Origin of the sequence: Nocardia sp. alder85J (genome assembly GCF_020176955.2) — a bacterium.
Taxonomy (GTDB): domain Bacteria; phylum Actinomycetota; class Actinomycetes; order Mycobacteriales; family Mycobacteriaceae; genus Nocardia.
In genome coordinates, this window is record NZ_JAIUCZ020000007.1 from 169,343 (window position 1) to 182,934 (window position 13,592).

The 13,592-nt window shown below is 69.0% G+C and carries 11 protein-coding genes; 4 read left to right on the plus strand and 7 right to left on the minus strand.

The annotated features are described in order from the left end of the window. Positions 1 to 82: 82 nt before the first annotated feature. From LBW94_RS26590 to LBW94_RS26605, 4 genes are all read left to right on the plus strand, one after another. Positions 83 to 394 carry a hypothetical protein gene (locus LBW94_RS26590; RefSeq protein WP_225054690.1) on the plus strand — a complete coding sequence of 104 codons (312 nt, stop codon included), beginning with the start codon at positions 83 to 85 and terminating at the stop codon, positions 392 to 394. Further along, positions 373 to 711, plus strand: coding sequence for a hypothetical protein (locus LBW94_RS26595; protein WP_225054691.1), 339 nt, complete (start codon positions 373 to 375; stop codon positions 709 to 711). The genes LBW94_RS26590 and LBW94_RS26595 overlap by 22 nt, the downstream gene beginning before the upstream one ends. 34 nt (positions 712 to 745) lie before the next feature. Continuing rightward, entirely contained in the window at positions 746 to 1,414 is a 669-nt protein-coding gene (locus LBW94_RS26600) for a transglycosylase SLT domain-containing protein (RefSeq protein ID WP_225054693.1), read from the plus strand. A gap of 589 nt (positions 1,415 to 2,003) precedes the next feature. Beyond that, positions 2,004 to 3,155: a DUF475 domain-containing protein gene (locus LBW94_RS26605; RefSeq protein WP_225054695.1), complete on the plus strand. Its 1,152-nt coding sequence runs from the start codon at positions 2,004 to 2,006 to the stop codon at positions 3,153 to 3,155. Between the two features lie 396 nt (positions 3,156 to 3,551). Here the strand turns inward: LBW94_RS26605 and LBW94_RS26610 are convergent, their stop codons facing one another. The 7 genes from LBW94_RS26610 to fadD32 all read right to left on the minus strand — a co-directional run bounded on the left by LBW94_RS26610 (position 3,552) and on the right by fadD32 (position 13,527). Then, positions 3,552 to 4,064, minus strand: a complete 513-nt coding sequence (locus LBW94_RS26610) for a mycothiol transferase (RefSeq protein ID WP_225054697.1) — start codon at positions 4,062 to 4,064, stop codon at positions 3,552 to 3,554. Between the two features lie 76 nt (positions 4,065 to 4,140). Further along, positions 4,141 to 4,989 carry an SAM-dependent methyltransferase gene (locus LBW94_RS26615; protein ID WP_225054698.1) on the minus strand — a complete coding sequence of 283 codons (849 nt, stop codon included), beginning with the start codon at positions 4,987 to 4,989 and terminating at the stop codon, positions 4,141 to 4,143. A gap of 442 nt (positions 4,990 to 5,431) precedes the next feature. Then, complete coding sequence (locus tag LBW94_RS26620; protein WP_225054700.1) at positions 5,432 to 8,524, minus strand: MFS transporter; 3,093 nt, start codon at positions 8,522 to 8,524, stop codon at positions 5,432 to 5,434. 169 nt (positions 8,525 to 8,693) lie between these two features. Further along, positions 8,694 to 9,533 (minus strand): DUF72 domain-containing protein, encoded by an 840-nt coding sequence (locus LBW94_RS26625; RefSeq protein ID WP_225054702.1) that lies wholly within the window; start codon positions 9,531 to 9,533, stop codon positions 8,694 to 8,696. Between the two features lie 43 nt (positions 9,534 to 9,576). Continuing rightward, positions 9,577 to 11,139: a hypothetical protein gene (locus LBW94_RS26630; protein ID WP_225054704.1), complete on the minus strand. Its 1,563-nt coding sequence runs from the start codon at positions 11,137 to 11,139 to the stop codon at positions 9,577 to 9,579. A 137-nt stretch (positions 11,140 to 11,276) separates the two neighbouring features. Continuing rightward, on the minus strand, positions 11,277 to 11,483 hold the full coding sequence (locus tag LBW94_RS26635) for a hypothetical protein (protein WP_225054706.1): 207 nt from the start codon (positions 11,481 to 11,483) through the stop codon (positions 11,277 to 11,279). Between the two features lie 175 nt (positions 11,484 to 11,658). Further along, entirely contained in the window at positions 11,659 to 13,527 is a 1,869-nt protein-coding gene (gene fadD32 / locus LBW94_RS26640) for a long-chain-fatty-acid--AMP ligase FadD32 (RefSeq protein ID WP_323137949.1), read from the minus strand. Positions 13,528 to 13,592: the final 65 nt, after the last annotated feature.

The window sequence follows — 13,592 nt, forward strand, 5'->3', positions numbered from 1 at the left end:
CTAGTGATTTGCTCTGATCGCGTCACCGACTTTCCGCGTCACCGACTTTCGAAGATCGATCGAATCGCCGAAAGGAACGCCGATGCCGACACTGTCGTCGCTGCCACGGGTCGCCGGGCGGATCGCCCTCACCAGCACCGTGGCCTTGTGCGCGCTGACCGCCTGGGTGGCGCCCGCGGTCGCGGACTGCGACACCGCCTGTACCGATCCCGCCCCGGAGGCCGCGGCGCCCGCGGATCCGGACAACTCGCCGCTCGGGGGATTGTCGACGGCCGATATCCTGCGGGCCTTCAGCGACCCGACGCTCACCTACGGCGGACCGCTGTCGATGTCGCGGCCGCACCGCTGCCACAGCGACGACGGGGGGCAGTCGTGCCGGTTCTACGGCCACTGACGGCGGCCGCGGCCGGGATCGCGGTGGTGGCCGCGATCGGCTCGCTCACCTGGTGGGCGGCGACGGGGACCGCGGCCGCGCCCGCCGCGCCGGGCGCGCGGCACGCCCCGCCGGACACCGGGCGCAACGACAACCCGGACAACAACCAGGAGGACACTCCGGACAATCCAGACAGTCCGGAGAGCAACGACAACGACATTCCGGGCGGGCAGGACTTTCCGCAGGGCGAGGAGTCGATCCCGGGCGGGCAGGACGAGCAGCCGCCGCTCGAGGACATCCCGCCGGGCAGCCAGGTACCACCGGACAGCAACTCGTAGCGCTCATCACATGCGACCTTCGAGGAGGTTTCCCATGAGCAAGCGTTCACGCCGGAGAGCCGGGCGATGTGCCGCCGGGGTCGGAGTCGCGACCGCCCTGGCGACCGGTGTCCTGGCACTGCATGCGGCGCCGGCGGCCGCGGTGGCCTGCACCGATCTGTGCCCGATCGTCGAGAACCAGCCCGATTCCCGCTCCGACAACGATCTGGGTGTGCCGGGCGGCGGCGGATTCCCGGGGTACACCCCCTACGACTCGGATCAGGACGACAACATTCCGGGCGCGAGTCCGGACCAGGGGGGCGTCGACGCGGCCGAGCGCGATCTGCCGACCGACAACGCGACCGCCCGGCAGGATCAGGTGCTCCGCTCGGATGCCGGGCTGACCGAGATGCTGACCGAACTGCTGCCCGGATACCGGATCGCGCCGCAGGCGATCGCGCGATTCATCGTGCCGCCCAACCAGTTCGACTCGTTCGATCAGATCATCACGCACGAGAGCAGTTGGAACATGTTCGCGATCAACCCGTCCAGCGGCGCCTACGGACTGCCGCAGGCGCTGCCCGCGTACAAGATGTTCAGCGCGGGCCTCGACTGGCCGTTCAACCCGGTCACGCAGATCCGCTGGGCCTACGAATACATGAACCAGCGTTACGGCAGCCCGAACGCCGCGTGGGTGTTCTGGCAACGGCACCACTGGTATTGAGTTCGCCGTGCCCCGTCCGGGTGCTTCGGGCGGGGCACGGTTCGTTCGGCGGCTGCGCGCGTATCGGACTGGTCTCGGTCCGCCGGATAATGTGTGACGGCCGGGGTTCATCCGCACGCGTCCCTCCGACCGGCCCACCTGTTTCTTTTCGAAATTTCTTGTTGCCGAATGACTTTCGCAATCCGTCCAGGCCGCGTTCGTGCGTCGCGACCGTAGGGCGTAAATACCGGGTGTGATCGCCGGTCGCGTGGGTATGCCGGATGGTGACCGGCGCCTCGGAATCGGCGGATCGGGTAGGTTGCGCAAAGGTCGCGATCCGCTCGCGATGTCGCGCTGCCGTGGCGGCGGCAGGTGGCCGCGCGGCGCGTTCCACGCCCCGGTGGCGGCTCGCGGATGGTCGGCGATACTGCCTTCCCGCTGCCACCACCACGCCTCGACGCCGCCATGTAACCCAGCGGACGTTGTCGCGCCCCCAGAACAACTGGCACAATCGGCGTGGGTCTCGGGGTTCCCAGCAGCGTCGTGATCCGTCTGTTCGAACACCCTCGTGAGGTGACCCCGCAGCAGGGCTGACGAAAGGCGCAGCGTCATGTTTGTGCGAGTGTTCGCCCCATCGTTCCTCGTCGCCGGGCTGGCATTGGTGGTCGCCGCCGTGTACGGCGGACCGCAGGCCGTGGTGCTGACAGCTGTCCTCGGCGTACTCGAGATATCCCTCTCGTTCGACAATGCCGTCGTGAATGCCGCTGTGCTGGAACGGATGAGCCCATTCTGGCAACGCATGTTCCTCACCGTCGGCGTGCTGATCGCGGTGTTCGGCATGCGGCTGCTGTTCCCCTTGGCCGTGGTCGCGCTCGGCGCACACCTCGGACCGCTGCGCGCCCTGGAACTCGCGCTGAACCCACCGGCCGGCGGCGCGACCAAATTCCCGGACGGCCGGCTGAGCTACGAGGCGCTGCTCAACGACGCCAATCCCAAGATCGCCACCTTCGGCGCGGTGTTCCTGCTGCTGTTGTTCCTGAACTTCATCTGCGCGGAACGGCCGGTGACCTGGCTGTCCTGGCTGGAGCGGCCGCTGGCCCGGGTGGGCCGGTTCCCCATGTTCCCGATCACCGTGACGCTGGTGCTGCTGGTGATCACCGCCGGATTCATCGCGCCCGACGACAAGGCCGACGTGGTCATGGTGGCCGGGGCGCTGGGCATGGTCACGTACTTCGTCGTCGACGGCCTCGGCGCCCATTTCGAGAACGAGCAATCCAACGATCGCGGGCCGTCACGGATGGCGATGGCCACCGGCCGGGCCGCCTTCTTCGGATTCCTGTATCTGGAAGTGCTCGACGCCTCGTTCTCCTTCGACGGTGTCATCGGCTCCTTCGCGATCACCGCCGATCCGATCATCATCGCGCTCGGCCTCGGCCTGATCGGCGCGATGTTCGTCCGCTCCATCACGATCTACCTGGTCCGCAGGGGCACGCTGTCGGAATACGTGTACCTGGAGCACGGTGCCCACTGGGCCATCGGCGCCCTGGCACTGGTGCTGCTGTACTCCAGCGGGCACCATGTGGACGAGGTCACCACCGGCCTCATCGGTGTCGCGATCATCACAGCCGCCTTCGTCAGCAGCCTGGTGCACAACAAGCGCAGCAGGGTTCGCGCACAGGACGACGCACCCGCGGAGCACCATTTATTGGATGTTCAGGACAGCGCGGAAGACATCATCGCCCCGGAAGGCACCGTCGTCTGAGCTTCCCGACCTGGGTCTCACGACGCCCGGCCACGCATCGCCGGACCGAGCACGGGTGGAACCTGTCCTGCCGGAACCTGTTTCGCCTGATCCGGCAATGCCGGGGACCGTCTCACCCGAGGCTGGATCAACCGAATCCACACCAGCCGCGTCGAGATCTGCCGGATCGGCATCAGGCGCGTCAGGATCAGCCGGACTCACACCGGCCGGATCGGCACTGCCGACGCCAACGTCGTCAGAACCCGCGATACCGGAGCCCGGACTCCCCCAGCCCGCCGCGGCGGCGGATGCCGTGGTGCCGGAAGCCGCAGGACCGCAACCCGATTCGACCGGCCCCGGAGTACCCGTGCCCGCCGGGTCGCGAGAACAGGGGTGGCGGCCCGAACAGGGACTGAGCTATTTGGCGCGCATGATGATGCCCCGGAGAAAGGCCGCTTGACCGGCGTGTTGTAAATCATCACCGATGACGCTGACCAGGCGGACCCCCAGTGTGACCGGCGGATCCCAGCGCGTGTCGACGACCCGGTCCAGGTCGCTGTCGGTGAGTGTGGCCAGATAGCGCAACGTCTGCTCGTGCACGGCATCGAAATAGCCGGTGAGCAGCTTCACCGAGGTGCGAATGAGCGATACCTCCGCGGCGCCGTCGCCGTAGCCGGTGGCCCGGGGGTCGATCGGCAGGCCGAATCGCTCGAACCAGCCCTGCCCCGTCCACACCTGTTCGACCCCGGCCACCTCGGAGACATGGTCGTCCTGCACCCGAGTGAGATGCCAGACCAGCCACGCGATCGAGTTGGCTCCCGGGTCGACCCGGGAGGCCAGATCGGCCTCGTCGAGCTCACCGACGGCCTCGTACACCACCTCACGGATCCGCCCGAACGCATCGGTCAGCACCTCGGCCGTCGTCGCCATGACCACACCCTCTCGCCTCGAATCACCGTCGCCGCCAACCGTACGCCGCAGCACCGACAATCCGGCGGCAGCGGATTCAGAGTTTCACCGCTCGCACACACCGCTCCACGTCGTTGACCGGCTCGTCCCGGCCCGCCGGCGTCAGATACCGGGTCCGGTATTCGGCGGCGCCGACCTGTTCGGTCTGCTGCCAGCCGTATTCGGCGAGCAGCTCCGGCACCGCGGCCGGCGCCAGCCCGAATTTCCAGATCGCATCGCGAGTCACGAAGCGCTGCCGCATCTTCGGCGCACCGTAGAGATCGGTACCGTCGAGGAAATCACGCTGCACGAACGTGAAGCCCAGCGTGCAGCCCGGCGCCACCCCGGCGAGCGCCGCCAGCGTGGACCGCACCGCCGCCTCGGTCAGATACTGCGTGACACCCTCCCAGACGAAGACGGTCCGGCTGCCGGACTGCCACCCGGCAGCCGCCAGCACCGCCCCGAGATCGTCGACCGCGAAATCCACCGGAACAGCGAACACCGTGTCCGGCAACCGGATTCGCCGCCGCTTCACGGCCAGATTCGAGAGCTTGTCCAATTCGAAGTCCGGCACACCGCGCGGCGCCGCCAACCGCACCCCCCGCGTATCCAGCCCCGCACCCAGCAACACCAGCGCCTCGGCGCCGTCGTCCAGTGCCGCCGTCACCAGCTCGTCGAGATACCGCTTCCGGCACGCAATCCCGTTCCACACCCCGGGCGAATGCCGCTCCGTCCCCGCCTTCAGCAACCGCCGCACCGGGCCCGGCCCCACCAGCCACCGGGCCGGCGGCGGCAGCATCGACGCGGCCAGTTCGTCTGTGCACAAACGTCTTTCGACCGGCAACCGCTGCTCCCCCGCCACGACCACCATCGGCCCCATCGCGGTATCGGCCACCTTGTCCGCCATCATCGCCCCTCGGCACTCGACACATCGTCACGAACCAGCGCGCTGCCCAGCACCACCACCCTACGGCCCACGGTGGCATATCGCCCGCCCCGCCCGCTCCGGTGGTGTCGCCCGAACCGTACACCGGCCACACCCGCAGCGGCCCATCGATACCGGCCGTGCACGTCGACGACGACCGATCCCGCGACCACTCCCGTGCTGTGAACAGCGCCGAACAACAACTGCGCGACCATCTTCCGGCAGATCGATGACATGACCGTTCGCCGTCACCGGACCGGCCTACCGGCGAGGGTCGACAACCGTCACCTCCGCATCCGGCACAGCACGCACGCCGGGACCCGCAGGGCCGCCGCACCAGCCGGTCCCGGAACTGAGGCAGTCCCGGCCTGCTGCCCCGTCGTCACCACCCGGCGAACCCATGCCGGGGCAATCCGATCGGCGCTCAGACCGATGCGTCGTATCCCAGCCACACGTCGTGGCCGACCTCGCCACCGCTCACGGTGACATGGCTGTGCACCGGCGGATAGCCGCGCGCGACCACCGTGTAGTCGCCTTCCGGAAGATCGGTGACGAGGTAGTGGCCCGATTCGTCGGTGCGCGCGGTGGCGATCGGTGTGCCGGTGACGTCGAAAACCGTGACTTCCGCGTCAGGTACCGCGCGGCCGTCGGCCCATGCCGAACCGGCCAGGACGGCCATCGCGGCCAGTTCGAGGTCGTGGTGCAGCAGGCCGGTGTCGGGAACGGTCAGGGTGGCAGCTGCGGGGCGGAGGTGGCGTGCGACGGCCACCAGCGTGTAGTGACCGGGGACGACGCCGTGGCAGAGGTAACGACCGTCGTCACCGGTGACCACCGTGTCGATCACCTCGCCGTCCGCGTCGGTGAGGGTGACCGTCGCGCCCGGCAGGGGTTCGCCACGACCGGCCGAACGCACCACACCGGACACCTCGGCGGCGCCCGGCAGCGTCACGTCCAGGGTTTGCGGGCGCGCGGCGAGGGTGATGGTCACCGCGGCCGGGCGATGGCCGAGGGCCGACACGATCAGTACGTAATTGCCGTGATCCGGTGCGGCCACGCGATATTCGCCGTCGGAACGACCCATCGCACGAGCCACCTGGCGGCCGTGCGGATCGATCAGGGTGAGCACCGCCGCAGGCACCGGGTGGCCGTCCTCGCGGCGGATGTGACCGCCGATCGAATGGGCGGCACCGGTGTCGGCGGCGGCAAAATGCCCTGAGTCGTACGCCGCAGCGTCACCATCCCGATACACCGCCCCGGCGCCACCTGGATGGTCCACGGCCGCACCACCGGAGTCCGGCGCGGCAGCACCACCCGAATGTCCCGCGACAGGGTCGTCTTGATGGCGCGCGGCAGCACTACCCCAGTTCTCTGCGGCAGCACCGATCGGACGCGATGCGGTAACTCCCTCCGAATGCGTTGCGGCAGTGCCTTCCTGATGATGCGCGGCAGCGTTGCCCAAGTTCGCTGCGGCAGCACCGGTCGGATGCGACGTGGCAACCCCACCCGAATGCGTTGCGGTAGTGCCGTCCTGGCCTCGTGCGGCGGCACCGTGCTGATGTTGTGTGGTGATGCCGCTCGAGTTCGTGCCGACGGAAGCGCTCGTGTACTGCGCGGCAGCGACCCTCGAGCGCTCGGCGGCGGTGCCGCTCACGTACTCGGCGGCGGTGCCGCCCGCATACTCGGCGGCGGTGCCGCCCGCATACTCGGGGGCGGTGCCGCTCGCGTAGCCGGCGGTCGTTCCGCCCGCATACTCGGGGGCCGTGGCGTTCTGGTGTTCGGCGGCGGTGCCGCTCTGGTGTGCTGCGTCCAGTACGGCTGCCGGGGAGAGGGACGGGGAGCGGGTGGGGGCGGAGATGCGGGGGCGGGACGGGGTGGGGGCGGGGCGAGAGGGCGGGTCGGGGTGGAGGTGTTCGCGGACCGGGATGTCCTCGCCGGAGCGGGGTGGAACGTCTTGCAGGGGAATCTCTTTCATGAACATCAGGACCAGGCAGGCGGCGAGGGAGACGCCGGCGGCGGCGTAGAAGACGCCGTGCAGGGAGTCGGTGAAGCCGACCAGGATGGGACGGCGGACGGCGGCGGGCAGGGCCACGATGCCGCTGGTGTTGCTCTGGATACGGCTCAGTTGGGCGGCGTCGAAGCCGGGGGGCAGGTGGCCGCCGAAGGCGGCGACGATGCGGTGCGGGAGCAGGTTGAACATGATGGTGAGGAAGACCGCCACGCCCAGGGTGCCGCCCATCTGGCGGCAGAAGGTGGCCGTCGCGGTGGAGACGCCCATATCCGAACGGGGACCGGCGTTCTGGGCGGCGGTGATCAGGGTCTGCATGCAGCCGCCGAGGCCGAAACCGATCACCAGGCTGTAGCACAGCGGCTGCCACATCGGGCTGTTGTAGCGCACCTGCGCGTACGCCACGGCGCCGACGGCGATCACGAAGGTGCCCAGCACCGGCTGGATCTTGTAGCGGCCGGTGATCCGGGTGAGCTGGCCGGCCAGCTGCGATCCGATCATGATGCCGAGCACCAGCGGCAGCATCAGCAGACCCGATTTGGTCGGGGAGAAGCCGCGCACCACTTGCAGATACAGCGGCACCATGGAGATGGCCCCGAACATCGCGATGCCGACGATGAAGCCGCCCAGGATGGTGACCGAGAAGGTCGAATTGCGGAACAGTCGCAGGGGGATCAGCGCCGCGTCGCGCATCAGGAATTCGACGAGCAGGAACAGCAGCAGGCCGCCGGCGGCGATGCCGTAGCACAGCAACGCGCGGTGCGAGGTCCAGCCCCAGCCCCGGCCCTGTTCGGCCACGATCAGCAGCGGCACCACGCACACCGCCAGCAGCACCGCGCCGAACCAGTCGACCCGGTGCCGCTGCCGCAGATGCGGCACGTCCAGCACCCGTGCCACCACCACCAGCGCCAGCGCGCCGACCGGGACGTTGACCAGGAACACCCAGCGCCAGCCGGACAGCCCCCACAGCCGGTCGTAATCGGAGAACAGCCCGCCCAGCACCGGCCCGAGCACGGTGGCCGAACCGAACACCATCATGAAATAACCCTGGTACCGGACCCGCTCCCGGGCGGGCACGATATCGCCGATGATGGTGAACGCCAACGACATCAGGCCGCCCGCACCCAATCCCTGGAAGGCCCGGAACCCGGCCAGCTGATACATCGTGCCGGCGAAGGTGCAGGCCGCAGAGCCGACCACGAACAGCCCGATCGCGGCCAGGTAGTACGGTTTGCGGCCGTAGATGTCGGCCAGCTTCCCGTACAGCGGCGTGGAGATGGTGGCGGTGATCAGGTAGGCCGTGGTGGCCCAGGCCTGCTGGTCGAAGCCGTGCAGGCTGTTGGCGATCTTCACGATCGCGACGCTGACGATGTTCTGGTCCAGGGCGGCCAGGAAGATGCCCAGCAGCAGGCCGGAGAGAATGGTGAGGATCTGCCGGTGCGACAGTGCCGCGCTCGCATCCGCCGCCGGGACGGTCATCGTGGCCGGTTCCCGGGTGGTCGAATTCGTCATATGCAGGCCTGCTTCGCTTCGCGTTGGACGGTTGCGTAGAACGGTCGAGCCGGTCGAGCACAATCGAGCAAACATTGCTTAGCCTGAAGAATTTCCCACCCCGGGACGCCACTATAACCGATACCACTGTGCCGCAACCCATCCGGTGCGTCATACAGCGGCAGGGCACTCAGAACAGCGTCATCGGCTCCGTCGGCGCCGGTTCCGGCAGCGCATCCAGGCCGGGCAGGCCCGCCGCCACCTCCGCGTGGAAACGCCGGGCCAACGACAGTGATTCGGCGTTGTCGGGCGTATGGATGAATATCGTCGGCGAGCGCCCCTCGCGCAGCCACCCGGTGACCGTCTCGACCCAGGGCCGCCAACCGGCCACCGTGGCGTTGTGATCGTCACGGCCGCAGTACCGCACCACGGGATGATCGGTCAGCGCCCGGGCGCGCCGCGGCACCCGGGGCTTCTTCGACCACGCCTCGCGCTCGCCGGGGCTGGTGGGCCGGGCGGCGAACAAAGTGGTGGTGTCGAACGGCAGCCATTCCGCCCCCGCACGGCCCAGCAACTGTTCCAGCTGCTCCTCCGCCCGCGGATCCTCGAAGAAGGCCGGATGCCGGACCTCCACCGCGGTCCGATACTGCTGCGGCAGCTGCCGCAGCAGACCCCACAGCGCGCCGAGTTCGGTGGGGCCGAACGAGGCCGGCAATTGCACCCACAGCGCGTGCAGCCGCGAGCCCAGCGGTTCCACGGCGTCCAGGAAGGCCCGGAGTTCGCTGTCGCCACCGCGCAGCCGCTGCTCGTGCGTCACCGCCCGCGGCAGCTTCGGCAGGAAGCGGAAATCGGGACCGGTCTGCCGGGCCCAGGACTCGACGGTGGCGCGGGCGGGGATGGCGTAGAAGGTGGTGTTGCCCTCGACGGCGTTGCACCAGTTCGCGTAGCCGCGCAGGCGCTCCCGCGGGTTCGGCTGCCGATCGTGCCAGGCCGCGTGCGTCCACTGCGCGCACCCCACGTAGAGCTCCACGGCACCGACCCTACTGCCCGGGACCGACAACCCGGCGGCGGTGTCAGGACTGCGCGGTCTCCGCGGGTTCGGCGGCGGACCGCCGCGACCGGGCCGGACGGCTGTTCTTCCGGAAGAACAACACGTTCTCCCCCGAGTCGGACAGCGGCCGGGACTGGCTCTCCTGCCGGATCCCGCTACCGGGCAGGTGGGTGAGTTTGGCGAACATGGCGGTGTTGCCGAAGGCGGCCCGGACCTGGGTCTCGGAGGCGTAGTCGGCGCCGAACTCGGCCAGCGCCGCGAAGTCGATGGGCGCCAGCGGCCGATCCAGCACGGCCTGCCCCGCCGGTCGGCCCAGCGCGGCGTAGCCGGTCGCGAAACCGTCCTGATACCAGCACAATTCGTAGGCCAGATTCTCGGTGCTGTTGACAGAAAGCACCGGCCACTGCTGCGAGAGGCGCTCGGCCAGTGGATGCCTGCCCAGTGGGGTGAGTTCCCAGAACAGGCTCTTGACCGCGATCCAGTTGCCGCCCGTGCGTTCCACCAGCACCACGTCGTCGCCGAGTTGCGCGGCGGTGTTCATCTCGGGATCCGGCATGCCCCAATGGGATTTGTGCACACCCAGGAAGGCGGTGCTGCCCACCGGATGAGCGCCGGCGTCGGCGTAGGCCTCCAGCACCGCGGCCCGCACCCGCCCGACCGCGTCCGGCTCGTTGCACAGCACGGTCAGCGCGCCGAAGGAAGCGGAGATCTCGACCGGTTTGGACGGCGGGTCGGCCAGCGCGCCCGCGGCCAGCGGTTTGAGCCCGATCAGCCCGAGCTTCCAGTTGACCTCTTCGATGGTGGTGAGATCACCGTCGGTCTGGTACAGGATCTGTTGCTGAGTGAGGTAACTCGCCCGTTCCAGCGTCTGGCAGTCCAGTTTCGCCAGCGCGGCCTGGGTCTTGCCGGTGAAGTCGATCTCCTCGATGCGGGTGTCGCGCAGCCGCGCGGTCATCGCGGGCGAGGTCCACGCCGCATACCGCTCCCGGTAGGTGGCCAGGGCCTGTTTGCGCTGCCGGCCGATCATCAGGGTGCGCAGCAACAGGTTCAGACTGGCGAGGTAGCGGGCCGCTTGCTCGGGATTGGCGGCGAACAGGCCGGCGCGAATCCGCACCGCCTCCTGACTGGCCGCGACCGCGGTGTCCGGATCGAGCCGGATGAGCCACACGCCACATTTGGACAGGCCGTCGGCGCAGACCGCCGCGGCCATCGGATACTGCCGCGCCACATGCCGATACGCGTCGCACGCCTGGCGGATGGTGGAGGTCGCCAGCTCGCGATGGCCGATGGTGCGCGCGGCCTCCTCGAACAGTCGCAACGCCTCCTGCACCAGCCCCGCGAACTGGGCCGACACCCGGCCGGCGACCAGATGCCGCAGCCGGATCAGCACCGCCTCCTGCGCGGGCTCCAGCGCGGCGGGCGCCCGGTCGCGATCGGACCCGTTGCTCTTGGTGGCGATGAAGGCCCTGGCCAGGTCGCACAGCGAGGCGGCCAAACGTAGCTCGGCCTCGGCCGTTCGCTCCTGCGCGGCGGCCCGGCGATCGTCGGCGACCTGCTGTTCGATGGCGCTCAGCTCCACGGCCATACCAACTCCGCATCAACGTGTCTCGGACACGGTCGTCGGCTCGGCCGCATCGTGCCTGCCGAGTCTGCCACAGATGCGGCCCGGTCAGCACACCGAACGAGGGGGATGACGGGGACGGTGGCCGCAGGGGCCGGACGCTACCCGGAACGGCGGCGCCGCGAGCTGTCGGGGACCAGATGGCCCGCACTCACCAGCGCCTCGTAGGCGGCGCGCTTGTTGCGACAGCTGTCCGTGCCGCAGCCGGCGTGGACCTGCATGACGCGGTGTGCGCGCTCCAAATTCAGCGGCCGGATCGGCGTCGAATGTGCCGCGACCGCAAGCAATTCGGCTAACGAATAATCCATATGGCCAGCCCCTCGTGCCGTCACACACGGAACTTATGTAGCTCCATGTTAGCTCACGATTCGGCAAATCCGATCGGACAGCGCGCGGACACTCGCGTGTCCGGAAGAGCAAGGCGCGCTGGCGGCTACGATCGCGACGGATCGCGGGCCACCAGCGCGCCGGATGCGCACAACCTCAATCCGTGGCGTCGGGGAAGGACTGCTGCCGGTGACTACCGCGCAGACTGCCCTCCAGATAGGCGCTGCGGCAGGCGCCCCGGGCGATCTTGCCGCTGGAGGTGCGCGGGATCGAGCCCGCCGGCACCAGCAGCAGATCCCGCACGGCGAGCCCGTGCAGCCGCGCGATCGCCGACCGCACCGCCTCGACGATCGGTTCCGGATCGGCCTTGGCGGCGCCGCTGCCGCGCTCGGCGACGATCACCAATTGCTCACCGGCGCTGTCCTGTTCGGTGCGCAACTCCTCGGGCAGTTCGGCCGCCGACACCGAGAACGCCGCGACGAATCCGGGCCGTAGCCCCGACGACGCCTCCTGCGCGGTGGTCTCCAGATCCAGCGGATAGTGGTTGCGGCCGTCGATGATCACCAGATCCTTGACCCGGCCGGTGATGTACAACTCGCCGTCGAGATAGGCCCCGAGATCGCCGGTGCGCATCCAATCGTCGCCCTCGGCCACGCCTTCGGCGTGACTGACCGGCTGCCGGACGCCGAGCTTGTTGCGGAAGGTCCGCTCCGACTCCTCCGCCCGGCCCCAGTAGCCGATGCCGAGATTGTTGCCGTGCAGCCAGATTTCGCCGATATCGCCGTCCGGCCGCTCCGCACCGGTCGCGGGGTCGACGATCACGCCCCACTCCGAGCGGGCCATATAACCGCAGGACACCTGCGCCACCGCGCTGTCGGCATCGGCGTCCACCTCGACCATCCGCCCCGAGTTCAGCTCGGCGCGATCGACGTAGATCACCTTGGGCTCGTCCTGGATCCGCTGCGACGAGACGAACAGCGTGGCCTCGGCCATGCCGTAGCAGGGCATGATCGCCGTCTTCGGCAGCCCGAAGGCCACGAACGCGTCGTTGAACTTCTTCATCGACGACGGCGACACCGGCTCGCTGCCGTTGATGATGCCGATCACGTTCGACAGGTCCAGCGTGTCGCCGGCCTTCGGCAGCCCGCGCAGCGCCGCGTGTTCGAAGGCGAAATTCGGTGCGGCCGAGAAGATCGCGGCGCCGTCGTTGGCCTCGGCGCTCATCGCCCACAGCCAGCGGTAGGGCCGCCGCACGAAGGCGCTCGGCGACATCAGGGTGACGGCGCCGGCCCGCACCACCGGCAGGATCACGAACAGCAACCCCATGTCGTGGAACAGCGGCAGCCAGCTGACCCCGGTGGTGCCCTCCTCCAGTTCGAGAGCGCCGATCATCTGGAGCAGGTTGGTGCCCACCGACCGATGCGTGATCTCCACGCCCGCGGGGGCCCGGGTGGACCCCGAGGTGTATTGCAGGTAGGCGACGCTTTCGTTGTCGATGTCCGGCCGCACCCATTGCTCGGCCACGGCATCGGGGATGGCGTCGACGGCGATCACCCGCGGCCGCCGCGCCGCCGGATAGGCCGCGAAGAATTCGCGCACCCCCGCCGCTGAGCCGGTCGTGGTGAGGATCGCGGTCGGCGAGCAATCGCCGAGCACCGTGTGCAGCCGATCGATGTGCCCCGGCTCCCCGGGATCGAACAGCGGCACCGCGATACTGCCGGCGAACACCGCGGCGAACAGCGACACGACGTAGTCCAGGCCCTGGGGGGCCAGAATCGCCACCCGCTCACCCGCTTTCGTGACCTGTTGCAGCCGCGCCGCCACCGCGCGCGCTCGCACCGCGAACTGGCCCCAGGTGAGCTCGTGCACCTCACCGTCGCGTTCGCGCGAGTAGTCGATGTAGCGGTAGGCGAGCCGGTCGCCGCGCTCGGTCGCGTTGCAGTCGACGAAATCGATCATGGTCCATTCGCTCTGGACCGCGATATTGCCCGATTCGTCCAAGAAGTCTTCAAATGTCTCGCCGATCATTTCCTATCCTTTTTCACGCACGGCGCTCGGCCGGACGATGACACGAAAACGAACACGAATCG